22 protein-coding genes are annotated in these 25,446 nt (G+C 72.1%); 17 read left to right on the top strand and 5 right to left on the bottom strand.

What is annotated here, in order from left to right:
* Nucleotides 1–291: 291 nt before the first annotated feature.
* The 3 genes from AB0K07_RS25475 to AB0K07_RS25465 all read left to right on the top strand — a co-directional run bounded on the left by AB0K07_RS25475 (nt 292) and on the right by AB0K07_RS25465 (nt 4,049).
* A complete protein-coding gene (locus tag AB0K07_RS25475; protein ID WP_363758425.1) occupies nt 292–1,398 on the top strand; it encodes an FAD-dependent monooxygenase in 1,107 nt (368 codons plus the stop codon).
* Between the two features lie 119 nt (nt 1,399–1,517).
* Nucleotides 1,518–3,275, top strand: coding sequence for a cytochrome c oxidase subunit I (gene ctaD, locus AB0K07_RS25470; protein ID WP_363758298.1), 1,758 nt, complete (start codon nt 1,518–1,520; stop codon nt 3,273–3,275).
* Nucleotides 3,276–3,479: 204 nt separating this feature from the next.
* Nucleotides 3,480–4,049, top strand: coding sequence for a hypothetical protein (locus AB0K07_RS25465; protein ID WP_363758296.1), 570 nt, complete (start codon nt 3,480–3,482; stop codon nt 4,047–4,049).
* A 198-nt stretch (nt 4,050–4,247) separates the two neighbouring features.
* On the opposite strand, the gene AB0K07_RS25460 is transcribed toward AB0K07_RS25465, so the two are convergent.
* From AB0K07_RS25460 to AB0K07_RS25440, 5 genes are read right to left on the bottom strand one after another with little or no spacing between them, the layout of a single operon-like run.
* A complete protein-coding gene (locus tag AB0K07_RS25460) occupies nt 4,248–4,637 on the bottom strand; it encodes a hypothetical protein (RefSeq protein WP_363758294.1) in 390 nt (129 codons plus the stop codon).
* A 32-nt stretch (nt 4,638–4,669) separates the two neighbouring features.
* On the bottom strand, nt 4,670–5,929 hold the full coding sequence (locus AB0K07_RS25455; RefSeq protein WP_363758292.1) for an MFS transporter: 1,260 nt from the start codon (nt 5,927–5,929) through the stop codon (nt 4,670–4,672).
* Between the two features lie 40 nt (nt 5,930–5,969).
* Nucleotides 5,970–6,551 (bottom strand): isochorismatase family protein, encoded by a 582-nt coding sequence (locus tag AB0K07_RS25450; protein ID WP_363758290.1) that lies wholly within the window; start codon nt 6,549–6,551, stop codon nt 5,970–5,972.
* A 39-nt stretch (nt 6,552–6,590) separates the two neighbouring features.
* Nucleotides 6,591–7,877: a nicotinate phosphoribosyltransferase gene (locus AB0K07_RS25445; RefSeq protein WP_363758288.1), complete on the bottom strand. Its 1,287-nt coding sequence runs from the start codon at nt 7,875–7,877 to the stop codon at nt 6,591–6,593.
* 16 nt (nt 7,878–7,893) lie between these two features.
* Nucleotides 7,894–10,572, bottom strand: coding sequence for a LuxR C-terminal-related transcriptional regulator (locus AB0K07_RS25440; RefSeq protein WP_363758286.1), 2,679 nt, complete (start codon nt 10,570–10,572; stop codon nt 7,894–7,896).
* Between the two features lie 197 nt (nt 10,573–10,769).
* Here AB0K07_RS25440 and AB0K07_RS25435 point away from each other — a divergent pair, with 197 nt between their 5' ends.
* The 14 genes from AB0K07_RS25435 (at nt 10,770) to AB0K07_RS25370 (ending at nt 25,326) form a co-directional block, all read left to right on the top strand.
* Nucleotides 10,770–12,317 carry a hypothetical protein gene (locus AB0K07_RS25435; protein WP_363758284.1) on the top strand — a complete coding sequence of 516 codons (1,548 nt, stop codon included), beginning with the start codon at nt 10,770–10,772 and terminating at the stop codon, nt 12,315–12,317.
* Nucleotides 12,318–12,465: 148 nt separating this feature from the next.
* Complete coding sequence (clpS, locus tag AB0K07_RS25430; RefSeq protein WP_363758282.1) at nt 12,466–12,756, top strand: ATP-dependent Clp protease adapter ClpS; 291 nt, start codon at nt 12,466–12,468, stop codon at nt 12,754–12,756.
* 2 nt (nt 12,757–12,758) lie between these two features.
* Nucleotides 12,759–13,253: a DUF2017 domain-containing protein gene (locus AB0K07_RS25425; RefSeq protein ID WP_363758423.1), complete on the top strand. Its 495-nt coding sequence runs from the start codon at nt 12,759–12,761 to the stop codon at nt 13,251–13,253.
* Nucleotides 13,254–13,306: 53 nt separating this feature from the next.
* Complete coding sequence (locus AB0K07_RS25420) at nt 13,307–13,795, top strand: M67 family metallopeptidase (RefSeq protein WP_363758280.1); 489 nt, start codon at nt 13,307–13,309, stop codon at nt 13,793–13,795.
* A gap of 66 nt (nt 13,796–13,861) precedes the next feature.
* Nucleotides 13,862–14,227, top strand: a complete 366-nt coding sequence (locus tag AB0K07_RS25415; RefSeq protein WP_363758278.1) for a MoaD/ThiS family protein — start codon at nt 13,862–13,864, stop codon at nt 14,225–14,227.
* Between the two features lie 11 nt (nt 14,228–14,238).
* Nucleotides 14,239–15,204, top strand: a complete 966-nt coding sequence (locus AB0K07_RS25410) for a pyridoxal-phosphate dependent enzyme (protein WP_363758276.1) — start codon at nt 14,239–14,241, stop codon at nt 15,202–15,204.
* Nucleotides 15,205–15,428: 224 nt separating this feature from the next.
* Nucleotides 15,429–16,172, top strand: a complete 744-nt coding sequence (locus AB0K07_RS25405; protein WP_363758274.1) for an MBL fold metallo-hydrolase — start codon at nt 15,429–15,431, stop codon at nt 16,170–16,172.
* Nucleotides 16,173–16,282: 110 nt separating this feature from the next.
* Nucleotides 16,283–17,428, top strand: a complete 1,146-nt coding sequence (locus tag AB0K07_RS25400; protein WP_363758272.1) for a glycosyltransferase family 1 protein — start codon at nt 16,283–16,285, stop codon at nt 17,426–17,428.
* Entirely contained in the window at nt 17,425–18,594 is a 1,170-nt protein-coding gene (locus AB0K07_RS25395; RefSeq protein ID WP_363758270.1) for a glycosyltransferase, read from the top strand. The genes AB0K07_RS25400 and AB0K07_RS25395 overlap by 4 nt, the downstream gene beginning before the upstream one ends.
* A gap of 9 nt (nt 18,595–18,603) precedes the next feature.
* Entirely contained in the window at nt 18,604–19,329 is a 726-nt protein-coding gene (gene rph, locus AB0K07_RS25390) for a ribonuclease PH (protein WP_363758268.1), read from the top strand.
* Nucleotides 19,326–19,946, top strand: a complete 621-nt coding sequence (gene rdgB, locus AB0K07_RS25385; RefSeq protein ID WP_363758266.1) for an RdgB/HAM1 family non-canonical purine NTP pyrophosphatase — start codon at nt 19,326–19,328, stop codon at nt 19,944–19,946. The genes rph and rdgB overlap by 4 nt, the downstream gene beginning before the upstream one ends.
* A 109-nt stretch (nt 19,947–20,055) precedes the next feature.
* Nucleotides 20,056–21,324: an alginate lyase family protein gene (locus tag AB0K07_RS25380; RefSeq protein WP_363758245.1), complete on the top strand. Its 1,269-nt coding sequence runs from the start codon at nt 20,056–20,058 to the stop codon at nt 21,322–21,324.
* A 178-nt stretch (nt 21,325–21,502) separates the two neighbouring features.
* The gene (locus tag AB0K07_RS25375; protein ID WP_363758243.1) at nt 21,503–23,032 is read left to right on the top strand and encodes a glycosyltransferase family 39 protein; all 1,530 of its coding nucleotides are present in this window, start codon (nt 21,503–21,505) and stop codon (nt 23,030–23,032) included.
* A gap of 233 nt (nt 23,033–23,265) precedes the next feature.
* On the top strand, nt 23,266–25,326 hold the full coding sequence (locus AB0K07_RS25370; protein ID WP_363758241.1) for an acyltransferase family protein: 2,061 nt from the start codon (nt 23,266–23,268) through the stop codon (nt 25,324–25,326).
* The last annotated feature ends 120 nt before the right edge of the window (nt 25,327–25,446 follow it).

Below are 25,446 nucleotides of genomic sequence, written 5' to 3'. Positions count from 1 at the left end.
GCGGCGCGTGCCCGGGCGCCGGGTGTGGGTCGGGGCAGGTGCGGGAGCGCTCCCACGCTCAACGACACATTTACATGCCTGAAACTCGCGCGCAACCGTACGCGTCAAACTGGTGAAATGTGAGGATTGCCACGCCCGCACCGGACGGCCGTCGGCGGAGGTCCAGCTAATCGACGCGGGTCGCCAAGGAGCGGGTCCGGGCGGGGCCGATCGGGCCCTGGTGTGCGCCGATCGCTCCGAGTAGCGTGTTGCCTCCAACGCGTGCCGCACCCCCCGGAGGCGTACACCACCATGGGTGGCTCCCCCCTGCGCATCCTCGTCGTCGGCGCGGGCATCGCCGGCCTGGCCGTGGCCCGGGCGCTGCGCCTGGCGGGCTTCCGGCCGGACGTCACCGACAGGCTGCCACCGGGGGAGTCCACCGAGACCGGTCTCTACCTGCCGGGCAACGCCGCGCGCGCACTGCACCGGCTGGGCCTGCACGATCCGGTCCGCCCGCTCGGGCAGGTGATCCATCGACAGCGCTTCTTCGACGCCGCCGGCGCGCCGCTCTGCGAGGTCGACCTCGACGCCCTCTGGGCCGGCGTCGGCGAATGCCGGGCACTGCCCCGGGCGGACCTGCACCGGGTGCTGCTCAGCGGAGCCGGTGGCGCCGTCCGCCACGGCGCCGAGGTCCGCACCCTGGACCTGCTCCCGGCCGGGGTCGGGGTCACCTTCACCGACGGCACCAGCACCGAGTACGACCTGGTCATCGGTGCCGACGGGCCGCGATCCTCGGTCCGCGCGCTGGCCGCACTCGGTGGGCCACCCAGCCCGGTCGGGCAGGTGGTCTACCGGGCCGTCCTGCGCGACGGCCCTCCGGTCACCGAGTGGACAGCCCTGCTCGGCCGGCGCTCCGGGCTGCTGCTGGTGCCGATCGGCGCCGGACGGCTGCACTGTTACGCCGACGAGGCCGGCACCGAGCCGCCCGCCGACCCGCTGGCCCGGCTGCGCGAACTCTTCGCCGACTACGGCGGCCCGGTGCCCGAGGTGCTGGCGACGCTCGACCGGGTGCACGTCGGGATCACCGACGAGGTGGAGCTGGGCCGCTGGCACCGGGGGCGGGTGCTGCTGGTCGGCGACGCCGCGCACGCCACCGCGCCGACGCTGTCCCAGGGCGCGGCGATGGCGCTGGAGGACGCCGTCGTGCTGGCCGAGTCGCTGCGCGCCGCCGGCAGCGTGGAGGCGGCGCTCGTGGCGTACGAGAGCCGCCGCCGTCCGCGTACCCGATGGGTGCGGGACCGGACACGGGACCGCAACCGGACCCGGGACGTGCCGCCGGCCCTGCGTGACCCGCTGCTGCGCGGACGCGGCGGCCGGATCTTCGGGGAGCACTACCGGCTGCTGGTCGGCCCGCTGTAGATCGTGTCACGCCACCCCACGCGGCGCTGCGACCTGCCGGGGACTATCCTCCTTGCGGATGACGGCCCGCAGATAACCAGCGTGTGCCGAGCGGGACAACCGAGAACCGGAGGCCACTCGTGACCACCGTCGCACCCAAGCCGGTCGTGACCCGGCCCTGGCCGGTCCGGGAGCCGGTCAAGGGGTCGGCCATCGCGCGGCTGCTGCGTACCACGGACGCGAAGCAGATCGGGATCATGTACATGGTCACCGCGTTCGTGTTCTTCATGGTCGGTGGCCTGATGGCCCTGATCATGCGGGCTGAGCTTGCCCGACCCGGGCTGCAGTTCCTGTCGCCCGAGCAGTACAACCAGCTCTTCACCATGCACGGCACGATCATGCTGCTGTTCTTCGCGACGCCGATCGTGTTCGCCTTCGCGAACTACGTCGTGCCGTTGCAGATCGGCGCACCCGACGTCTCCTTCCCGCGGCTGAACAGCTTCGCCTACTGGCTGTTCCTCTTCGGCGGGTCGATCGCGATCGGCGGGTTCATGACCCCCGGCGGCGCCGCCGACTTCGGCTGGACCGCCTACACCCCGCTGAGCACCGCGGAGCACTCGCCGGGTGTCGGCGGGAACATGTGGGTGGTGGGTCTGGCCGTCTCCGGCCTCGGCACCATCCTGGGTGCGGTCAACCTGATCACCACGATCCTCACCCTCCGCGCGCCGGGCATGACCATGTTCCGGATGCCGATCTTCACGTGGAACATGCTGGTCACCAGCCTCCTGGTGATCCTGGTCTTCCCACTGCTGGCCGCCGCGCTCTTCGCGCTGGCCGCGGACCGCATCATCGGGGCCCACGTGTACGACCCGGCCACCGGTGGGCCGATGCTCTGGCAGCACCTGTTCTGGTTCTTCGGGCACCCCGAGGTGTACATCATCGCGTTGCCGTTCTTCGGCATCATCAGCGAGATCATCCCGGTCTTCTCCCGCAAGCCGATCTTCGGCTACAAGGGTCTGGTGGCCGCGACCATCGCGATCGCCGCGCTCTCGATGAGCGTCTGGGCGCACCACATGTTCGCCACCGGCCAGGTGCTGCTGCCGTTCTTCAGCTTCCTGAGCTACCTGATCGCGGTGCCGACCGGTATGAAGTTCTTCAACTGGATCGGCACCATGTGGCGGGGCCAGATCAGCTTCGAGACGCCGATGCTCTGGGCGGTCGGCTTCCTGGTGACCTTCCTCTTCGGCGGTCTCACCGGCGTGCTGCTGGCCAGCCCGCCGCTGGACTTCCAGCTCCACGACTCGTACTTCGTGGTGGCGCACTTCCACTACGTGCTCTTCGGCACCATCGTGTTCGCCGTCTTCGGTGGCATCTACTTCTGGTTCCCGAAGATGTTCGGCCGGATGCTCGACGAGCGCCTGGGCAAGGTGCACTTCTGGCTCACCATGATCGGCTTCCACACCACGTTCCTGGTGCAGCACTGGCTGGGCGCTGAAGGGTTCCCGCGGCGCTACGTCGACTACCAGGCCGGCGATGGCTTCACCACGCTGAACATGATCTCCACGATCGGCGCGTTCGTCACCGGCATCTCCACGCTGCCGTTCATCTACAACTGCTGGAAGTCGTACAAGACCGGCCCGGTGGTCGAGGTGAACGACCCCTGGGGCCACGGCAACTCCCTCGAGTGGGCGACCAGCAGCCCGCCGCCGCTGCGCAACTTCGACGAGATGCCCCGGATCCGCTCCGAGCGGCCGGCGTTCGACGCGAAGTTCCCGGAGCTGGCCGCCGGTGGTCAGAGCCTGGCCGGCCCGCCGGAGGGTGGCGCCAAGCCGCTCACCAGCGAGTCGGACGGCGGCGCCAGCTACCGCGAGGACACCGCCAGCGACATCGACCGCTGACACCCGACCCTCCGTCGGACGGGCGCCGCACCCCTGTGGGGTGTGGCGCCCGTCCTTTTCGCAGGTGCGCCGCATCCGCTAGTCGTCGGCCACACCAGAACTGCCGCGCCGCTCCGACGAGTCGAGCCATCGGATCCCGCCGTAAATATCCGTTGCGACCTTTTTGCGAATGTTGCAGGTATTGAAGTTTCGACATTCCTTGATATGATCATCACGCTGCAGCACCCCTTCTTTGTCATCCTTACAAGGAGAAGAATGCGCGTGAGGACCCCACGAGTTCTGCGTATGTTCGCCGCCGCCACCATGGTGGCGGCTGCCGGGCTTGCGGTGACCCCGGCAGCTGCTGTGGCTGAGCCGGTGTCGACGCTTGCAGCGAAGTGTGTAACGGGATCCGGGTCAACCTGGTATGACCTCGGATCGCCGTATTCGGGCACTCTGCACGGCGTCCGAGTCACCCTTCAGACGGCGAGAGTGGGAGGGGCCGCGCGAGCTATTGTGCACCCGGGCGCCGGCTACACGTACCGGTCCGGTGACATTATTTCCATCGACCGTTCCATCAACTCGTTCCCGCAGTTCAGCCCGGACGGTAACGCCTGGACCACCAGTGAGGTCCAGGCACGAGGGGGCTGGGACTACTGCGAGTCGACCCTGCACAGCGTCGACTCGATCCGCACCGGCCCCGTGGAGGGGGTCAACAACGCGGTGCGCGTGTGCCTGCGCCGCAGTGGTGCGCTGCAGTGCACCAACAGTTGGTATGTCGACATTGATGGCTGACGTACCGACCCGGTGCGTAGCTGTGCGACGATGAATTTCAGACAGCGAACTGTTCGGCGCTGGTGATTCGCCAATAGCCGGGGGCGACCGGGCTGAGCCCGCGTCGCCCCTTTGGCTGTCATTCTGGCTTCCGAGCCAAGGGTGATCAGCTCCTGGGTCCCTGCTTTACCGGCTCGGTGGCATGGCCGTTGCTTCCCGTCAAGGAAGGAACCCACTCGCGGTCGGGGCGATTTTGGCAAGAATGGCGGCCAGGACCACGGCAGGGGCTCCCGCGGCGCTGCCGGCCAGTATCGTCGACCTCATCCGAGTTCGGGTGGTCGTCAGCCACAACACCAGCAGGCTGACGAGGAACGCGACAAATACGCCGGGCATCGCCGAATAAATTGCGAACAGCACCAGCCTGGACCGTTCCGAGTCGCAGCCCTCTCGACAACCCTGCGGGACAGCCGTCGACTGCATGCTGATGTATATGCCGAACAGGGCGATCAGAGCTGCGTACCAACCGGCCATGATCAGGAAGGCCGCGCTAGGGCTCGCCGTGCGCGGCGGGTCGTTCGTGGTAGGTCGCGGGTGACGGATGTTGTGCACAGCCTCCACCATATGAGGCTGTGCCTCTGCCGTCATGTACCAACTTGTGCCGTTTCGTTCCCGGTGGTGGCGAGCTCAGGCGAATCGATCCGCCGATCGTCGGTTCGGCGGCGACGCAGCTCGATCGGGAGCACCACCAGCGTGACCAGCGCACCCAGCGCGCCGGTCACGACGAAGCCCCAGAGCGGCGCGCTGGCGTCGATCACCGCACCGGCGAGCGGCGCGCCGACCGCGATACCCACGGTGACCGCCGATCCGTGCAGGCCCATCGCCTCACCGCGTACCGCGGCCGGGGCCAGCCGGCTGACCGCGTCGGAGGAGGCCGCGATCGACGGGGCGCAGAGCGCTCCGGCCGGGATCAGCGCCAGGGAGAGCAGCCACCAGTTCCCGCCGCCCAGCCCGACCGGGATGGTGCAGAGGCCGAGCGCCGCGGTGAGCGCCAGCGGGGAGAGCGAGCGGTGCACGGCACCGTAGGCGAAGCCGCCGACCAGTGAGGCGACCGCCCAGCTGGCCAGCACCGCGCCGGTCCAGCCGACCTCGCCGCTCTCCCGCAGCACGGCGACCACCGCCACGTCGGTCCCGCCGAGCACGAGGGTGGCGGCGGCGCTGACCGCCAGCACGGCGAGCAGCCGGGGAGTCAGCCACTCCCGGCGGGGCACCCGGCGCTGCGGGCCGGTTGGCTCGGCGGCGCTGCGGATCGGCGGGTTGAGCAGCCACAGGGCGATTCCGGCGGCGACGATCCCGCCACCGACCAGGTAGAGGGTGGTCCGCGCGGAGATCGCGGTGACCAGGGCCACCGCCAGCGCCGGGCCGATCATGAAGGACAGCTCCACCGACATCGAGTCCAGCGCGTACGCCGGCCGGCGCCGGTCCTCCGGGACCAGCGCGGCGATCGACTGTCGGACCACCGAGAAGATCGGCAGGGCGAGCGAGCCGGCGACGAAGGCGGCCGGCAGCAGAAGGGGGTACGGCAACGAGGGTGCGGTGGCCCAGAACACCGCCTCGGCGACGCCGGTGAGCACGAGGACCGGGCGCAGGCCACGGCGGTCCACCAGCCGGCCGAGCAGCGGGCCGCCGATCGCGGCGCCCACCGTGATGGCCGCGCCGACCAGGCCGGCCGCTCCGTAGCCCCGATCGAGGTCGAGCACCACGTGGAAGGTCAGCGTCACCCCGGTCGCGGTGAGCGGGATGCGAGCGAGGACGGCTACCAGCAGCAGCGACCGCAGGCCGGGCAGAGCGAGCGCTTCCCGGTAAGGCTTCATGTTCACGTGGGTCCGTACCTCCGGCGACATCTTCGACCGGTGGCGGCCCGATGACCAACCGATTACCGCCTCATGCGGCCCTGATCACAGGCGCACCGTGCAGGGTCACCCCGGCGCCGTCCATGGCCCGCAGTGCCACATCGGTGGTGTCCGGAGCGACCGCCGCGGTCAGCTCGAGCAGCACGGTGGTGGCAAACCCCTCCCGGGCGGCGTCCAGCGCGGTCGCCCGGACGCAGTGGTCGGTGGCGATGCCCACCACGTCGATGCGGTCCACGTCGTGCCGGCGCAGCCAGTCGGCCAGGCACTCGCCGTCGTCGGCGTGGCCGTCGAACCCGGAGTACGCCGCCGCGTGCTCGCCCTTGTGGAAGATCGCCTCGACCCGTTCGGTGTCCAGCTCCGGGTGGAACTCCGAGCCGCTGGTGCCGACCACGCAGTGCCGGGGCCAGGACTCCACGAAGTCCGGCGGATCACCGAAGTGCGCGCCCGGGTCGATGTGGTAATCCTTCGTGGCGACCACGTGCGCCCACCGGTCCGGCTCGGCGGCCAGCAACTGGGAGATGCCGGCGGCGACGCCCGCCCCACCCTCGACGGCCAGCGAGCCGCCCTCGCAGAAGTCGTTCTGCACGTCCACGATGATCAGCGCGTTCGCCATCGGGGTCTCCCTCTCACTCGGCGGTGGTCCTGGATCAGCTCAGTCGGCGGGTACGACGGTGACCGGCACGGCCGGGTCGCCGGCGGAGAGCTTCAGCCCCTCCCACGGGATCGAGATCAGGCACTCCCGCAGGTGCTCCCGCGACTCGTCGAGGGTGGGCAGCTCCACCGGCTCGCCGTCGACCACGAACGAGCGCTGGAGCATCCGGTCGTTGGGCTGCCGGTCCGGTACGCCCTGCGGCACGATGACCTCCTCCGTGGCGGTGCCGGTCGGCTTGTGCCGGCGGACCGCCACCTTCCGGCCGCCGATCGTCGCCTTGTGCTCGGAGCGCTTCACCACCGGGCGTCCCTCGACCTCGACGAGCTTGTAGACCAGCCCGGCGGTGGGCGCTCCGGAGCCGGTGACCACGGCCGTGCCGGCGCCGTACATGTCCACCGGCTCGGCGGCCAGTGCGGCGATCGCGTACTCGTCCAGGTCGCCGGAAACGATGATCTTGGTCTCGGTGGCGCCCAGCGAGTCCAGCAGCTCCCGGGACTGCTGGGCGATCACCGCCAGGTCGCCGGAGTCGATGCGTACCGCCCGCAGCTCCGGCCCGGCCACCGCGATCGCGTTGCGAATGCCCTGGCTGATGTCGTACGTGTCGACCAGCAGCGTGGTGTCCTTGCCCAGCGTGGCCACCTGCGAGGCGAACGCGGCCCGTTCGTCGTCGTGGAGCAGGGTGAACGCGTGCGCCGCGGTGCCCGCCGTGGGAATGCCGTAGCGCTCACCGGCGGCGAGGTTGGAGGTGAACCGGAAGCCGGCCAGGTACGCGGCCCGCGCGGCGGCCACCGCGGCCCCCTCGTGCGCTCGGCGCGAGCCCATCTCGATCAGCGCCCGGCCACGCGCCGCGGTCACCATCCGGGCCGCCGCGGCCGCCACCGCACTGTCGTGGTTGAGCACCGAGAGCGCCAGCGTCTCCAGCACCACGCACTCGGCGAAGCCGCCCGAGACGGTGAGGATCGGCGAACCGGGGAAGAACAGCTCACCCTCGGCGTACCCGTCGACGTCGCCGGTGAAGCGGTAGTCGGCGAGCCAGGCTGCCGCCGCCTCGTCGACCACCCCGGTCCGGCGCAGGAAGTCGATCTCCGCCGGGTCGAAGCGGAAGTCGCGGATCAGCTCGATCAGTCGGGCCGTGCCGGCCACCACGCCGTACCGGCGCCCGGTCGGCAGCCGGCGGCTGAACACCTCGAAGACGCAGCGGCGGTCGGCGGTGCCGTCCTTGAGGGCCGCGCTGACCATCGTCAGCTCGTAGTGGTCGGTCAGCAGCGCGGGGCGGAGGTTGCTCACCGCCCCAGCCTAAGGTTCAGCCCGAGTCGCCGCCCTCGTGGCCCGGGATGGATCGGAGCGCCGCCCACAGCTCGGCCCGGCCGGTCACGCCGAGCTTGGTGTAGATCCGCTGGAGATGGTTCTCGACCGTTCGCGCGGAGAGGTAGAGCCGCTCGGCGATGGCCCGGCTGGTCGCACCGTGCGCGGCGAGGCGGGCCACCTGCCACTCCCGTTCGGTGAGCACCGGCGCCCCGGCGTGCAGCGCCGGCGTACGGATGAGGTCGCAGCGGCCGAGCAGCCCGGCCAGGCGCTCGCGGGCGTCGCCGGCTGCCGCCGAGTGTTGCCGGCGCAGCCGTTGCAGGGCCTGGGCGGTGGCCTCGGCGGCGTACACGGTCAGCTCCAGCGCGGCGTAGTCGTCGGCGACCGCGAGCAGATCGGTGGTGGAGTCGGTCACCGCGGCCCGGGCGTGCCGGGCGAGCAGCGGCGGGAGCACGCCGTCGACCTGCTCGGAGAGCTCGGCGAGGCGCTGCGCGACCGTGCGCCGACCGCCGTCGGAGCAGGTGGGCCCGACCGGCGCGCCGGCCTGGTCCAGCCGGACCAGGTCGTGCAGGACGTGCACCTCGTGCCCGGCGAAGCCGTCCGCGCGCAGCCGGTCCACCAGTTCGGTGAGCTGTTTGATCGCGCCCGGCAGGTCGCCCGTCGCGGCGAGCACCGCGCCACGGGCCTGCTCCAGCCACGGGTAGAGCACCGCCATGCCGGGTGCGTGGGTGCGGTCCGCCTCGGCCATCGCCTCGGCGGCTTGCGCCGCGTCGCCGCGCAGCGCCGCCGACTGCGCCCGTTCGGCCTGGGCCAGACCGGCGTAGACCCGGCTGGTGGCCAGCACCGCGCAGGCGCCCAGCGACGTCCGCATCGCCGCGTCGCTCTGCCCGCGCAGCCGGGCCGCGTACGCCTGGAGGATGGCCAGGTATCCGGTGCCGAGCCGGAAGTCGCCCGCCCCCGCGAGGTCGGCGAACTCGTCGGCCACGATCGCGTCGATGCCGGCCAGGTCACCGGTGAGCATGAGCCGGGTGCCCCGGGCCAGCTCCAGGGCGAGTTGCAGGTACGGCATGTCGGTGCGCCAGCTGGCCGCCGCGGAGTGCACCTGGGCGATCGCCGTGCCACTGTGGCTCAGCTGGCCCTGCGCGGCCTGGACGTACGCGATGGTGCTGCGGGCCAGCTCGCGGGCGGCGACGCTGGCCGCCGGCCGGTCCAGCACCCGCTGGCTCAGCCGCACGGCCGTGCTCGTGTCCAGTTGGTGCAGTCGCATGATGGCCTCGAAGGCGTGCACCCGGGCCCGGTCGGCGGAGTCGCTGAGCTGCTCGACCCGGGCCGCGATCTCCTCCACCGTGGACTGCTGGCTCAGCCCCCAGTAGCTGACCATCCCCCGCACGGTCAGCCACCGGCAGAGCCGCCGTTCGTCGCCGGGCTCGGGGGTCACCGCGTCCAGGACCTCGATCGCCTCCTCCGGCCGGTCGGCGAACATCAGGATGGTGGCAAGCAGCTCCGCCGCGTCCGAACCGCCGTCGGCGTCGAGCGCGGCGCGGGCCAGCCGGGTCGCCAACGGCACGTCGTAGCGGGTGAACGCCTGCACCGCGGCGTCTACCAGCAGGGCCGGGTCCTGCGCGGTGCCCGAGTCGAGCCGCCACACCGCCACCCGCAACAGGTCGTCGCGGCGGCGCTTGCCGACGCGCTCGAGCAGCTCGGCGAGGTGCGCCTGCAGCCGCCGGGTGCGGCTGACCGGGCAGCGGCGGCGCATCACCTCGCCGTAGAGCGGGTGGGCCAACCGGACGTTGGTCCGCCGGTCGTGCTGCACCACGGTGATCAGCCCACGTTCCTCGGCGATCTCCACGTCGGTCGGGTCGGCGGCCTGGTTGAGCAGGTGCAGACCCAGGGGTTCACCGAAGGCGACCAGCTCGACGACCGCGCGGACACCGTCGGTGAGCTGACCGACCCGGGTGTCGATCAGGTCGGTCAGACTGGGTGCCAGCTCGAGTCGCCCGGTCCACTTCCAGATGCCGTAGGTGCGCTTCAGCTCGGAGCTGCCGTTGGCGGCGTGCACCAGCTCGCGCAGCAACAGGGGATTGCCGGCCGACAGCCGGCCGAGCCGGTCGGCGGAGCCGGCGTCGACCGGGCCGCCCAGGATCGCCGCCAGCAGGCCGGCGGTCTCCGCCGGGGGCATCGGGGTCAGCTCCACGTGCTCGACCAGGTCGTCGGTCCAGAGTGCACGGATCGGCAGCGGGATCTGCTCGCCGTCGCGCAGGGTGCCGACCACGGTGGCGTTCTCCGCGCGGGCCACGAGGTGCACCAGTGCCGCGGAGGGCGGGTCGAGCAGGTGGGCGTCGTCGATGGCGAGCACGATCCGCCGGCCGGCGGCCTGCTGTTGCAGCACGCCCAGCGCCCAGCGCAGGATGCCGGCGGGGGAGAGGCCCTGGGGCTGCTCGGCGGGTAGGACCTGCACCAGCCCGCCGAACGGCAGAGCGGCGGTGGTGGCGCTGGCGGCGATGGACCAGATCGCGTACCGGTCGGTGGGCAGGGTGCTCAGGCCCTCGCGCAGCAGCCGGCTCTTGCCGATGCCCGCACTGCCGCTGAAGAAGAGCCCACGGCCGGCCTCTCCGGTCACTGCCGCGAGCAGGCGGTTGAGCTCATCGGTGCGGCCGACGAACTGCCATCGACTCATCCGGGCAGCATATCCATCGAAACCTGTCCGCGCCCGCACCGTCACGCACCGAAGTTGAGTAATCTCGCGATTACTGGTGAGTATTCGAAGTGTTCCGTCCGGTCACCGGGCCGCCCGTAGTCTTCCGGCATCCGGGTACCACCACCGGAATTTCCACGCGACCGGACGCCCGGTCGCCCGCAACGGGAGGCCACCTGATGAAGCAGGGCCCTCTCCCCTCGGTCGACTCGCCGGACGACATGGCCGGCCCAGCTGACCTGCCGCGCTGCGGCCCGCTACCCACCCGCGTCGGGGTCACCGACCCTGCTCCGGAGGAGCCGCTCGGCGTGGTCGCCGTCGGCCCCGCCGGCGCCGAACGGCGTGGTGTGCTCGCCACCCTGCTCGGGCTCGACCCGGTCATGCTCACCGTGCCGGCCGGCAGTTGGCTGGTGGTGCGACACGCCAAGGTGCCCACCCGCGCGGCGTACGTGCCGGGCTACCGCCAGCCGCACTCCTACGGCGCGGACCGGGACGCCGCCGGCCCGGCGCTGGCCCGCCCGCCCCGGCGGGTCGAGCTGAGCGTGCCCGAGCCGCTGCTGCGGCATTTCACCCTGGTCGACACGCCGGACACCGGCACGCTCGGCGTCGCCGGCGGTCGGGTGCTGCTCGACGCGGTCGGCCGGGCCGGCGCGCTGCTGTTCGTGATCGCGGCCGATCAGGCCTTCACCGCCGCGGAGCTGAACCTGCTCGCCGAGGTGGCCTCGGCCCCGGTGCAGGTCGTCTTCGCGGTCACCCCCGGCGCGGCTGGCTGGGCCCCGCTGGCCGACGGCGCGGCGACGACGGAGGACGCGGGGGCGTCCGTCCCGCCGGCACGAGTCCCGGGAAGGGTGGACCCGGTCGCGGTGACCGTGGCGGCGCACCGTGCGGCGCTGCTGGCCGCGGTGCCGTCGCTGGCCGGCGCGCGATGGTTCCCGGTCGACGACGCCGAGTCCGCGGCCGACCTGCGCCGGGCGTTGGTGGGTTGGGCGGCGCACGAGGGGTTGCAGCGGGCCAGCGCCGATCCGCCGGTGCTGCCGGGCCAGCACGACCGGGTGTCCGTGGTCTCCGACCCGGGTGACTGGTCCGAGCAGCTCGACCGGCAGACGCGTTCCTGCGCCCAGCGGATCCGCCAGCACCTCGCGCTGGAGTTGGCGAACGCCCACCTGCGGGTGGTTCAGGAGATCGTCTTCGGGGTCGGCTGCGCCGGCCTGCCGGAGTTGCTCGACCGGGAGATGGCGGCGTTGTCGCTCTTGGCCACGGCGCAGTGCGACCACGCGGTGCGCGGCATCGTGGCGGACGCCGCGGCCCGGGTGCTCGGCGCGCCACCGGCCGAGGGTGTGCGCCGACGGATCGCCACCGCCGTGCAGTACGGCCTGGCCGATCACCGGCCCGGCCGCGACCTGGACCGGGTGCTGTTGATCACCAGCACGGCCGGGGTGGCCGGGCTGACCGGCCCAGAGGCGATCGACGCACTCGACGGCTATCCGAGAGCGTCCCGCGACGAGGTGCTCCCGCCGGTCGCGGTGGCGCTCTCCGGAGGCTGCTGGCAACAGTGGCGGACACCCGGCAACGACGACCACAACGCTGCCCGGGCCTGGTCCCAGCGGGCGTTGCGGGAGGTCGAGCTGGGGTTGTCCCGGGAGGTCTCCCGACGGTTCGAGGTGATCCGCCTCTCGCTGGGCGCGGTGCTCTCCGATGCAGTCGATCACGGCATCCTGCTCGCCTGACGGCGTGGCTTCCCCCTGCCCCGGCCTCCTGTGGCACCTCGCGTCCGCCGACGTTCGAGGGGAGGCCAGGGAGGCCGGGTCGGGTGATCCGCGCCCGGCCGGCGTTCCGGTTCCTCGGTTCCGGGAAACCGGTGGCACGATGGGGGGCATGGCGGCTCCGCAGGTTGCACCGGTCGAGACGCCGGACACTCGAGAGGTGCCGGCGTCGGACCGGCAATGGGTGACGATCGTGTGGGACGACCCGGTCAACCTCATGACGTACGTGACCTGGGTGTTCCAGAAGCTTTTCGGCTACAGCCGGGAGAGGGCCGAGCAGCTCATGCTGGACGTGCACCACAAGGGCCGGGCCGTGGTCTCCACCGGCGCCCGGGAGCGGATGGAGCACGACGCGTCCCAGCTGCACGCGTATGGGCTGTGGGCGACGGTGGACCGCTCGTGAGCATGTTCCGGCGCCAGGCGGGCCGCTACGTCGCCACCTTCGCCGTCGACGAGGTGCGGGTGCTGCGCAAGGTCGCCTCCGAGGTGGTCGGTCTGCTCACCGACGGCTTCGACCACACCGACCCGGTCGTCGGCCGGCTCTTCCCGGAGGTCTACCCCGAGGACGCGGCCGGCTCCGCCGAGTTCCGCCGCTACACCGAGGGCGACCTGAAGACGGCGAAGATCGATCAGGCGGGGGCCATCCTGGCCGCGCTGCCCGACGAGGCGGGCGGCGAGGTGCGGCTGGACGCCGAGGCGGCCGAGGCGTGGCTGCGGGCGCTCAACGACGCCCGGCTGGCGATGGGCGTCCGGCTGGAGATCAAGGACGGCACGGACCTGGGTGAGGAGCTGGACGACGCGGTCGCGGAGGATCCGGCCTCCAGCCGGGTGTTCCAGCTGTCGGTCTACGCGTACCTCGGATATCTACAGGAGTCGCTGCTCAACGCCTTGATCGACTAAGCGTGACCGGCACCACTTCAAGCCTGCGCCCGGCAGGCGTTAGGCTGGTGCACGTGCTGAGCATCGACCGGTCGATCATCGACGCGATCGTCGCCCACGCGCGCCGGGACCACCCAGACGAGGCGTGCGGCGTGGTCGCCGGTCCCGTCGGCAGTGACACCCCGACCCGGCACATCCCGATGGACAACGCCGCGCGGTCGATGACGTTCTACGAGTTCGACTCGATGGAGCACCTGCGGGTGTGGCGGGAGATGGACGACCGGGACGAGGAGCCCGTCGTCATCTACCACTCGCACACCGCCACCGAGGCGTACCCGTCGCGGACGGACATCTCCTTCGCCGGCGAGCCGGGCGCACATTACCTGCTGCTCTCCACCCGCGAGCCCGACTCCGAGGAGATCCGGTCGTTCCGGATCGTCGACGGCGTGGTGACCGAGGAGCCGGTTCGGATCGTGGAGGCCGGGGTCGACCCGCACGCCGTCCAGTCCTACATGTTCGGGCAGAGCCCGGCGACGGTCGACTACGAGTGTTCCGGCCGCTGATCCGTCAGCGTCCGCACCCGTTCCGTCCCGTCAGCCTTGGCACACCCGAATGAGGAGCACGACATCATGGCCATCGAGGTTCGCATCCCCACCATCCTGCGCAGCTACACCGGCGGCGCGAAGGTCGTCGAAGGTTCCGGCGACACCCTGACCGACCTGCTCGCCGACCTGGACTCCCGGCACGCCGGGCTGCGGGGCCGGCTGGTCACCGAGGCCGGCACGCTGCACCGTTTCGTCAACGTCTACGTCAACGACGAGGACGTCCGCTTCCTCGGCGCACTGGACGCCAAGCTGTCCGACGGCGACAGCATCACCATCCTGCCGGCCGTGGCCGGCGGCGCGTTCGGCTTCGCGGCGGCAGCCGCGATCAGCTCGCACAGCGCGGCGGCAGCCGCGATCAGCCAGCACAGCGCCGCGGCAGCGGCACGCTGAGGACGGCCGCCATGGCGCGGTACGACAGCCTGCTCGACGCCTGCGGGGGCACGCCGCTGGTCGGCCTGCCCCGGCTCTCCCCGACGGTGCCCGACGGCGCCCCGCCGGTGCGGCTCTGGGCCAAGCTGGAGGACCGGAACCCGACCGGCAGCATCAAGGACCGGGCCGCGCTGTTCATGGTGCGCGCGGCGGAGGAGGCCGGCCGGCTCCGGACGGGTGACACCATCCTGGAGCCGACCAGCGGCAACACCGGCATCTCGCTGGCCATGGTGGCCAAGCTGCGCGGCTACCGGCTGGTCTGCGTGATGCCCGAGAACGTCTCCACCGAGCGGGTCCAGCTGCTCCGGATGTACGGTGCCGAGATCATCTTCTCGCCGGCGGCGGGTGGCTCCAACCAGGCCGTCGCCACCGCCAAGCAGATCGCGGCCGAGCACCCGGACTGGGTGATGCTCTACCAGTACGGCAACGAGGCCAACGCGCGGGCGCACTACGAGACGACCGGGCCGGAGCTGCTGCACGACCTGCCCACCATCACGCACTTCGTGGCCGGGCTCGGCACCACCGGCACCCTGATGGGCACCGGGCGCTACCTGCGGGAGAAGGTCGACGGCATCCAGGTCGTGGCCGCCGAGCCACGCTACGGCGAGCTGGTCTACGGCCTGCGCAACATCGACGAGGGGTACGTGCCGGAGCTCTACGACGCCTCGGTGCTCTCCCGGCGTTTCTCGGTGGGCACCCGGGACGCCGTGTTGCGCACCCGGCAGCTCGTCGACGTGGAGGGCATCTTCGCCGGCTTCTCCACGGGAGCCATCCTGCACGCCGCGCTCGCGGTGGCGCACGAGGCGGTTCGCGACGGCCGCCGCGCCGACGTGGCCTTCGTGGTCTGCGACGGCGGCTGGAAGTACCTGTCCACCGGCGCGTACGGCGGCACGCTGGCCGACGCAGAGGACGCCCTGGAGGGCCAGCTCTGGGCGTGACCGATGTGGTTTGTGGGTAAGGGCCGTCGATGTGAATGTCGACGGCCCTTACGCTGCCCGCCCCACCGTGAGCGGGTGTCACGTTCGTGACAACTTCCATCGGATGATTCTTGCTGCCGCTTACCCCAGCGTAGGCTGCGCAGCGTGGCGTACGCGTCGGTAGAGATCATGGCCCGGGCGACGGCCGGCACGAGTGCTACTGACAGTGACAGCGAGACGACTCGATGCGACTGACTGTTCTGGGAAGCGCCGGCAGTTTCCCTGGCCCCGAGTCACCCTGCTCGGCGTACCTCGTCGAAGCCGACGGCTTCCGGCTCCTGGTCGACTTCGGTTCCGGGTCACTGTCCAGCCTCCAGCGGTACGCGGGGCTGCACGCCCCGGACGCGATCCTGCTGACCCACCTGCACTGCGACCACATGTTCGACGCCGTGTTGTACGTGGTGGTGCGCCGGTACGCCCCGGACGGCCCCTACCCGCCGCTGCCGGTGTACGCGCCCGCCGGCGCGCCGGACCGGCTCAGCGCCGCGTACGGCGACGACAGCTCGGTGGAGGACGTCTACCAGTTCTACGCGCTCCAGCCGGGCACCTTCCCGATCGGCCCGTTCACGGTCACCGTCGACCGGGTCAACCACCCCGTCGAGACGTACGGCGTGCGGCTGGAGCACGACGGCCGGTCGCTCTGCTACTCCTCGGACACCGCCCCCTGCGACGCGCTGCTGCGGCTCGCCCAGAACGCCGACGTCTTCCTCTGCGAGGCCAGCTACCTCGACGGCGAGGACAACCCACCGGACCTGCACCTCACCGGCCGGGAAGCGGGTGAGACGGCCACCAAGGCCGTCGTGGGCCGGTTGCTGCTCACCCACCTGGTGGCCGCCTGGGGCAGCGAGGCGCACACGCTGGAGTCGGCCGCCGCCGCGTACACCGGGCCGCTCGAGGTCGTCCGCGCCGGCGCCAGCTACGACGTCTGACCCGGCCCGTCCCGGTCGACCGGGACGGTCAGCGGTGTTGTGCCGTGATGTTCGCCAGCCGGTCAGCGGACGGTCGTCTGGCGCACCCGTGGCACCCGCACGGTGTGGGCATGCGGATCGCCATCGTGACCGAGTCGTTCCCGCCGGACGTCAACGGCGTCGCGCACTCCGTGGTGCGGACGGCGGAGCACCTGCTCGCCCGGGGCCACGAGCCGGTCGTCATCGCGCCCGCCCCACCCGGGGCCGGCGGGCAGGACACCGGCCGGCTGCCGTACCCGGTGGTGCGCATCCCCAGCGTGCCGTTGCCCCGCTACCAGGGCTTCCGGCTGGGCGTGCCGACGAGCACCCGGCTGGCCGGGGCGCTGCTGTCGGCCGAGCCGGACGTGGTCCACCTGGCCAGCCCGTTCATCCTGGGTGCCCGGGCGGCCACCCTGGCCAGCCGGCATCGCCTGCCCACGGTCGCGGTCTACCAGACCGACGTCGCGGCGTACGCCCGGGCGTACCGGGTGGGTTGGGGTGAGGCGGCGGCCTGGCGGCGGCTCCGGGAGATCCACAATTCGGCGCAGCGGACCCTTGCCCCCTCCACCCGGGCCGCCGCCGACCTGATCGCCAACGGGGTGCAGCGGATCTGGCTGTGGCGTCGGGGCGTCGACGCCGTCCGGTTCGACCCGGCCAAGCGGTGCGCGGCGCTGCGGCAGCGGCTGGCCCCCGGCGGCGAGCTGCTGATCGGGTACGTCGGACGGCTGGCCCCGGAGAAGCGGGTGGAGCTGCTGGCGGCGACCTCCCGGCTGCCCGGGGTGCGGGTCGTGGTGGCCGGCGACGGCCCCGCCCGCCGCCAGCTCGCGCGCGCGTTGCCCGGCGTGGACTTCCTGGGCGTGCAGCACGGCGAGGATCTGGCCCGGCTCTACGCCAGCCTGGACCTGTTCGTGCACACCGGACCGCACGAGACCTTCGGCCAGACCCTCCAGGAGGCGCTCGCCTCCGGGGTGCCGGTGGTGGCGCCGGCCAGTGGCGGCCCGGTGGATCTGGTCGACCCGGGGGTGACCGGGCTGCTGGTGCCGCCGAACGACGGTGACGCGCTGGCCGCCGGGGTGGCCGATCTGGCCGGCGACGCCGACCGGAGGCGGACGTACGGGCTGGCCGCCCGGGCCGCCGTCCGCCGGCGTACCTGGGCGGCGGTCGGCGACGAGCTGATCGGCCACTACCACGCGGTACGCGCCGGCTCCGCCGCCGTCGGCCTGCCGGCCGCGTCGTGACCGGGACGGCGGGCGGGCTGCGGATCGTGCGGCTCGCGAACTTCGTGACCGCGCGCTCCGGCGGCCTGCGTACCGCGCTGCGGCACCTCGGCGAGGGCTACCGGGCGGCCGGGCACGATCCGGTGCTGGTGGTGCCCGGCCGGCGGGCCGGCGACGAACGGCACCCGTGGGGTCGGGTGGTCACCCTGCCCGGGCCGGAGCTGCCCGGCAGCGGCGGCTACCGGGTGCTGGCCGGGCGGCGCCGGTTGGCCCGGGTGCTCGCCGAGCTGGCCCCGGACCGGTTGGAGGTCTCCGACCGGTCGTCGCTGCGCTGGACGGGGGGCTGGGCGCGGGCGCACGGGGTGCCGTCGGTGATGGTGTCGCACGAGTCGCTGACCGGGCTGCTCGGCCAGTGGCGCGTGCCGGACGCCCTGCGCCGGCCGACCGCCGACCGGCTCAACCGGGCCACCAGCCGGGCGTACGACCGGATCGTGTGCACCACCCGGTGGGCGGCCGAGGAGTTCGACCGGATCGGCGCCGGCAACGTGGACCTGGTGCCGCTCGGGGTTGACCTGGACACCTTCCGCCCCGACCGGGCCGACCCGATGCTGCGTGAGCGCTACGCCGACCCCACCGAGCTGTTGCTGGTGCACTGCGCCCGGCTGTCCCCGGAGAAGCGGCCGGAGTTGGCCGTGCAGGCACTGGCCGAGCTGCGTCGGGCCGGCGTGCCGGCGGTGCTGGTGATGGCCGGCGACGGTCCGCTGCGCGCCGCGCTGGCCCGCCGGGCCGCCGGCCTGCCGGTCAGCTTCACCGGCTTCCTACCCGACCGGAACGCGGTGGCCGCGCTCCTCGCCAGCGCGGACGTCGTGCTCGCACCCGGCCCGGTGGAGACCTTCGGGCTGGCCGGGTTGGAGGCGCTGGCCTGTGGCACCCCGGTGGTGGTGAACGCGGCCAGCGCACTGCCCGAGGTGGTCGGCGCGGCGGGACTGGCCGCGTACGGCTCGGCGGCGTCGATGGCCGCGGCGGTGACCGCGCTGGCGGCCCGGCCCGAGGCGGACCGGCGGCGGGCCGCGCGGGCCCGCGCCGAGGAGTTCGGGTGGCCCGCCGCGGTCGCCGGATTCCTCCGCGTGCACGCCGCGGGCTCCGCTCGGGACACCCCGGGGCAGGTGCAGCACCGCACCGCATAGGGTGCAGGCATGGCGCGACCTGACGGGCGAGGGCCCAATCAACTTCGACCGGTGACCCTGACCCGAGGCTGGAGCACCCACCCGGAGGGCTCGGTGCTCGTCGAGTTCGGCGGCACCCGGGTGCTCTGCACGGCGAGTGTCACCGAGGGGGTGCCCCGCTGGCGCAAGGGCTCCGGGCTCGGCTGGGTGACCGCCGAGTACGCGATGCTGCCCCGGGCCACCAACACCCGCTCCGACCGGGAGAGCGTCAAGGGTCGCGTCGGTGGCCGGACCCACGAGATCTCCCGGCTGATCGGCCGCAGCCTGCGCGCCTGCATCGACCTGAAGGCTCTCGGCGAGAACTCGGTGGTGCTCGACTGCGACGTGCTCCAGGCCGACGGCGGCACCCGGACCGCCGCGATCACCGGGGCGTACGTCGCGCTGCACGACGCGGTGGACTGGCTGGCCGCCCGCAAGGCGCTGGCCGGCAAGCCGGAGAAGGTGATGCACCGCTCGGTGGCCGCGGTCAGCGTGGGGATCATCGACGGCGAGGCGCGGCTCGACCTTTGCTACGAGGAGGACGTGGCCGCCGAGGTGGACATGAACGTGGTCTGCACGGGCGTGGGCGACTTCGTCGAGGTGCAGGGCACCGGTGAGGCGGGCGTGTTCGCCCGCGAGCAACTCGACGCCCTGCTCGACCTGGCCGTCGCCGGCTGCGCGGATCTGGCCGAAGCCCAGCGGAAGGCACTGTCATGAACAAGGTCCTGCTCGCCACCCGCAACCAGAAGAAGCTGGTGGAACTCCAGCGGATCCTGGACGGCGCGCTCGGCGCGCACCGGATCGCCCTGCTCGGGCTCGACGACGTCGAGCAGTACCCGGAGTTGCCGGAGACCGGCCTGACCTTCGGCGAGAACGCGTTGATCAAAGCGCGGGAGGGCTGCCGGCGTACCGGCCTGCCGACCATCGCCGACGACTCGGGGCTCGCGGTGGACGCGCTCAACGGGATGCCGGGGGTGTTCAGCGCCCGCTGGTCCGGCCAGCACGGCGACGACCGGGCCAACCTCCAGTTGGTGCTGAACCAGATCGCCGACGTGCCCGACGAGCAGCGGGCCGCCTCGTTCGTCTGCACCGTGGCGCTGGTGCTGCCCGGCGGCAAGGAGCACCTCGTCGACGGCCGGCAGTCCGGGCGGGTGCTGCGCGCGCCGCGCGGCGACGGGGGCTTCGGCTACGACCCGATCTTCCTGGGCGACGGGCAGGACCGGACCAACGCCGAGCTGACCCCGGCGGAGAAGGACGCGATCAGCCACCGCGGCAAGGCGCTGCGCGAGCTGGCCAAGCTGGTCGCCAAGGTGCTGCCGCCCACCGCAGCCTGAGACCGGGACCGTCCGGTCGTCACCAATGGGTGGCGGTGCGATCGGACGATGACATGTACTGATCTCGGGAGTCCGGGCATCCGGATCGGCAGGTTGTCGGGGAGACGGGATGGCGTGGGCCGGTAGGCGCGGCGTGCTGGCGGCACTGATGGGTCTTGCCCTGCTGGCCGCCAGCGGTGGTGTCCTGGCCTTCTCGACCAGAGCGCCGGAGGGTGAGGCGGCCGGCGCGTGGGTCGTGGAGCCCATTCCGCCGGCGCCACCGCTGACCGAGTCGCGCGACGCCCGCAGCGGTTTCGTCCACCCTGGCGTGCTCGTGCGCAGCGGGCAGTTGAACTTCGTAAGCCGTAAGGTCAGGGCCGGTGAGGAGCCGTGGCGTTCGGCGTGGCTCGCCATGCAGCGCAGCCCGTACGCCGAGCTGTCCTGGCGCCCCCGGCCGGTGTCCACTGTGAACTGCGGTTTCTACTCGCAGCCGGACAGCGGATGCACCGCGGAGGCCGAGGACGCGGTGGCCGCGTACACCCAGGCGTTGATGTGGAGCTTCACGCGTGACCGCAGGTACGCGGAGAAGGCCATCGACATCCTGGACGCGTGGTCCGGCGTTCTCAAGGAGCACACCAACTCCAACGCGCCGCTGCAGGCGGGGTGGGCCGGGGCGACGTTCGCGCGATCCGCGGAACTGATCAAGCACACCTACACCGGCTGGCATCCGGACTGGTTGGCGCGTACCGAGCGGATGCTCCGCACCGTCTACCTACCGACGGTGCTCGCCGGCACGAACGGCTCCAGGGCGGGGAACTGGGAGCTGATCATGCTCGACGCGGCGGTCGGCATCTCGGTCTTCCTCGACGATCGCGCGTCGTTCCTGAAGGCCGTCGAGAAGTGGCGGCTGCGGCTGCGGGCGTACGTCTATCTGACCGGCGACGGGCCCCTGCCGTACGCGCCGCCCGGTGATGCCCTCACGACGCCGCAGCTGGTCGAGTACTGGGGCGGGCAGAACCCGCTGGTTGACGGGCTCGCTCAGGAGACCTGCCGGGACTTTCTGCACACCGGGTGGGGTCTGGCGGCGGCGGCGCATGTCGCCGAGACGGCGTGGATCCAGGGGCGGGACCTGTACGCCGAGGCGCGGGAGCGGCTCACCCGTGCGCTGGAGTTCCACACCGGCTTCGAGCTGGGCAAGCCGGTGCCACCGTGGCTGTGCGGCGGCCGGCTCGTCACCGGGCTGGCGCCCTCACCCGAGATCGCCTTCAACCACTACGCCACCAGGATGGGGATCGACCTGCCGAACACCAGGCGTGTGGTGGAGGCCGACCGGCCCGCCGGGCCGGCGGCCTACTTCTTCGCATGGGAGACGCTGACCCACGCCGGAAACCCGGACTGAGCCCCCGGGCGGCTCTCCCGCCACCGCGAGCAGCTCGGTCGACGCGTCCTGGCCTGCTCCCAACGGCCAGCACCCCATGGCCCGTCGCAACCGGGGCCGTCTAGGCTACGCAGCTGCGAGCCACATGCCGGACGGCGACCGCCGTGCCGGCCAAGCCCGATCCGAAGGACCAGGACGCATGGTCGAGTTGGCCCCCCTCGCCAGTTCGCCGGAGGTGACCGCCGCGGAGGAGGCCCGCGCGGAGGCACGCCGTCCAACTCCACTGAAGGATCGACTGGCGCGCTGGTCGGTGCCGGTCGTACCTGCCCTCGCCGCGTTTCTCATCGCCCTCTACGGCATCGAGCGCCGGCAGCTCTGGCGCGACGAGATCGCCACCTGGGCGGCGTCGACGAAGTCCATGGAGGGGTTGCGGGGCCTGGTGGAGGTGACCGATGCGGTCATCGCTCCCTACTACGTCCTGATGCACGGCTGGATCGCCGTGTTCGGCGAATCGGAGGCGTCCCTGCGGATGCCGTCCATGATCGCGGTGGCGCTCGCCGCCGCGCTGACCGCGGTCGTCGGCCGCAAACTGTTCGACCCGGCGACCGGTCTGCTCGCCGGCCTGCTCGTCGCCGTCATGCCGACGGTCTCCCGGTACGCCCAGGAGGCGCGTCCGTACGCTCTCGCCGCCGCCGCGGTGGCGCTGGCGACCCTGCTGGTCCTGCGCGCGGCCGAGCGGCCGTCGTGGCTGCGATGGCTGGCGTACGCCCTCGTGGTGGCTGCGGCCGGGTTGCTGCACATGGTCGCGCTGCTGCTCCTGCCGGCGCACCTGGTGTACGTGCTGAGCCTTCGGCAGAAGAAGGTGATCCTGCGCTGGTTCCTGGCGGCGGTCGCGGCCGTCATCCCCGTGCTTCCCCTCGCCTGGATCGGGTCCGAGCAGGCCAAGCAGGTGTCGTGGATTCCCGAGGCGACCTGGGACAGCACCAACAACGAGATCGTGCGGGTGACGGGCAGTGTCACCGTCAGCGCGCTGATCGTCGGGCTGGCGCTCCTCGGTGCCGTGACGCTGGGCCGTCGTGGCGCTCTGCTCGGCACCTGGGCCGTCGCGCCGTTCTACCTGCTGCTGCTCATCTCACCGGTGGCGGCGCTGCTCATCCACCGGTACGTGCTGTTCACCCTGCCGGCGTGGTGCCTGCTGGCCGTCGCGACCGTGACCCGTGACCCGCGGCCGGCATCGGGTACGGCGACCTCGTCCTGGCGGCGCGTCGTCCTGCCCGCGATGCTGGTCGTGCTCTGCGCCGCTGTCGCGCTGCCTGCGCAAGCGACAAACCGGGGCACGGTCGCGCCGGGCGAGCCTGATCTGCGGGGCGCCGTCACGGTCCTCGCGGCGGAGGCCAGCGCTGGCGACGCGGTCGGCATCCACGCCGCGTACGCGAGTCGACTCCAGGACGGTGTGAACTACTACCAGCGCCGGGCTGAGGGGCCGGGGCTGGACATGGTCTTCACGGCCTGGCCCGGCGGCGTCCCGACGTACGGGCGGACCTGCCGGAACGGTGACTGCCTCCGCTCCGCAGAGCGGCTGTGGCTGGTCACAGGCTCGGCCGAGGCCGACCAGCGCACCGGCATGTCTCCGCCGCTGAAACAGCAGCTCGCCGGGTTCGAGCAGATCCGGGTGGTCCGGCTCACCGGGGTCACCGTGTCGCTGTGGCGGCCCACGGGACGGGCCTGACCAGGGAGCCAGGCGGCTCTCCGGCATGATCGGGGTCCACCACGAGCGCGTCGTGACCACCGTCCACTGTAGGGGCGACAGCGTCTCCGGAGCTGACACGCACCGCACGATCCGTCGACGGTCCCCGGATGGAGCACGGGCGTGACGGCCGTATAGCCTCGCCGTCGCCGCCAGTGCACGGCGGTGTGGGCCGGTACGCGCCACCCTTACCCCTACCGCCGTGGTGAGGCACAGTGAGCGACTCGAAGCAGACGAATCGTGGGCTTCTGCGGCCGGAGATCCAGGCACTGCGGGCACTCGCCGTACTCCTGGTGCTGCTGTTCCACTTCTGGCCGCACCGGATCCCGGGCGGATACGTCGGTGTCGACGTCTTCTTCGTGATCAGTGGCTTCCTCATCACCGCGCACCTGGTGCGGGAGGTGGAGCAGTCCGGCTCGGTCCGCCTCCGCGCCTTCTGGGCACGTCGGATCCGGCGCCTGTTGCCGGCCTCCCTGCTCGTGCTCGTCGCCACCGCGGCGGCCGTCTTCATCTGGGTGCCGCAGCTCTACTGGCCGCAGATCCTCCGCGAGATCGCGGCGGCGACCATCTACGTCGAGAACTGGCAACTGGCACACGACGCCGTGGACTACCTGGCCGCGGAGAACGTCCGGTCGCCGGTGCAGCACTACTGGTCGCTCTCGGTGGAGGAGCAGTTCTACCTGGTCTGGCCCCTGCTGATCGTGCTCGCGGTGGTGCTCGCCGGGCGGCTCCGGCGGATCGACCCGATCGGCGCGATCCGGGTCACGCTCGCCGTGATCGTCGTCGGCTCCTTCGCCTACTCGGTCTTCGAGACGTCCGCGAACAGCGCCGCCGCCTACTTCGTCACGCCGACCCGGGCGTGGGAGTTCGGGGCCGGCGCGATGCTCGCGACCCTGCCGGGGCTCGGCCGGTCAGCCGGCGAGCGGACCCGGGCGGCAGCGTCCTGGCTGGGGCTGCTCCTGATCGGCGTGGCCGCGTTCGCCCTCCATGCCGGGACCCCCTTCCCGGGCTACGCCGCGGCGCTGCCGGTCGTCGGCACGCTCGCCGCCATCTGGGCGGGTGCCCCCGGCCCGCGCTGGTCTCCGCTCGGGCCGATGTCGTGGGCGCCGGTGCAGAAGCTGGGCGACTGGTCGTACTCCGTCTACCTCTGGCACTGGCCGCCCATCGTGATCTTCGCGCTGGCGACCGGCGACACGATGACCTGGCCGGTGAAGCTCGTCGTCATCGCGGGCGTGGTGGTGCTGGCGGCTCTGACCAAACGCCTCGTCGAGGATCCGGTGCGGTTCGGCCTGTTCACCGGTGGGCGCCGGCTGTGGCCGCAGTACGCCGCCGCGGCGATGGCGATGGCACTGGTCCTGTCCGTCGTCGTCGGCGGAAACCGGGTGCTCGATCAGAGCAACCAGGCGAACACCTCGCGTCTCGAGCAACTGCTGGCCTCGGGCACCCCGTGCCTCGGCGCGGCTGCCCGGATCGAGGCCGAACGCTGCGAGAACGGCGCCCTCGGCCGGGAGATGTTCCCCGAGATGTCCATGCTCACCAAGGACACGGGCTCCGCGTACCGGTGCTACGACCAGGAGCCGGGCACCGCGCTCACGTCGTGTCGCATCGGGTCGCAACGGCCGGACGCGACCCGGGTCGCGCTCGTCGGAGACTCGCACGCGGCGATGCTCATCCCGGCCATCGAGGGTCAGCTCGAATCCCGCAACTGGGCGGTCGACACGTACGTGGCCCGGGGGTGCATCTGGGCGAAGGTGGACGCCGCGGACCAGTCCGATCCGTGCTACGCACGCCGGCAGGCGATGGCGCAGCGGCTCGGCGACGGCCCGAAGTACGACCTCGTCATCGTCACCGGAAAGCGGAACGCGAGCGCCGACCCCCGGGCGGCGGGCGGCCAGATCCGCAGGTACGTCGAGGCATGGCGTCCGGTGCTGGAGCGCGGCACCAGGATCGTCGTGGTGGTGGACAACCCGGGGCTCGGCGCTGCCGACCTCGGCTGTCTCGTCGACGACGCGGCGAACGGCGGGGATCCGATGCGGTGTGCCGTCGAGCGGCGGACCGCGCTTCGCACGCGGGACGCCCTGGAGGAGGCCGCGAAGCGAACGGACGGCAAGGTGCGGATGGTCGACCTCACCGACCTGTTCTGCACCGCGACCCGGTGTCCGCTGGTGATCGGCAACGTCATCGTCTACCGGGACACGCACCACATCACGGCGACCTACGCGCGCACCCTCGGGCCCCAGCTCGCCGAGCGCGTCGCGGCGGGCCTCGCGCTGTAGGGGCGAGCCGCGGCCGGTAAGGGCGGTTCCGGTGGAATACACCGGCGAACGAGGTGACCTCTATCGGTTATGTCGCTCGCGTATAGTGCCCCGAGGGATAGCGCTGAGAGGACCAGGAAA

It is taken from the genome of Micromonospora sp. NPDC049301 (genome assembly GCF_040678715.1).
GTDB lineage: Bacteria > Actinomycetota > Actinomycetes > Mycobacteriales > Micromonosporaceae > Micromonospora.
This window is presented reverse-complemented; position numbering and strand designations above follow the sequence as displayed.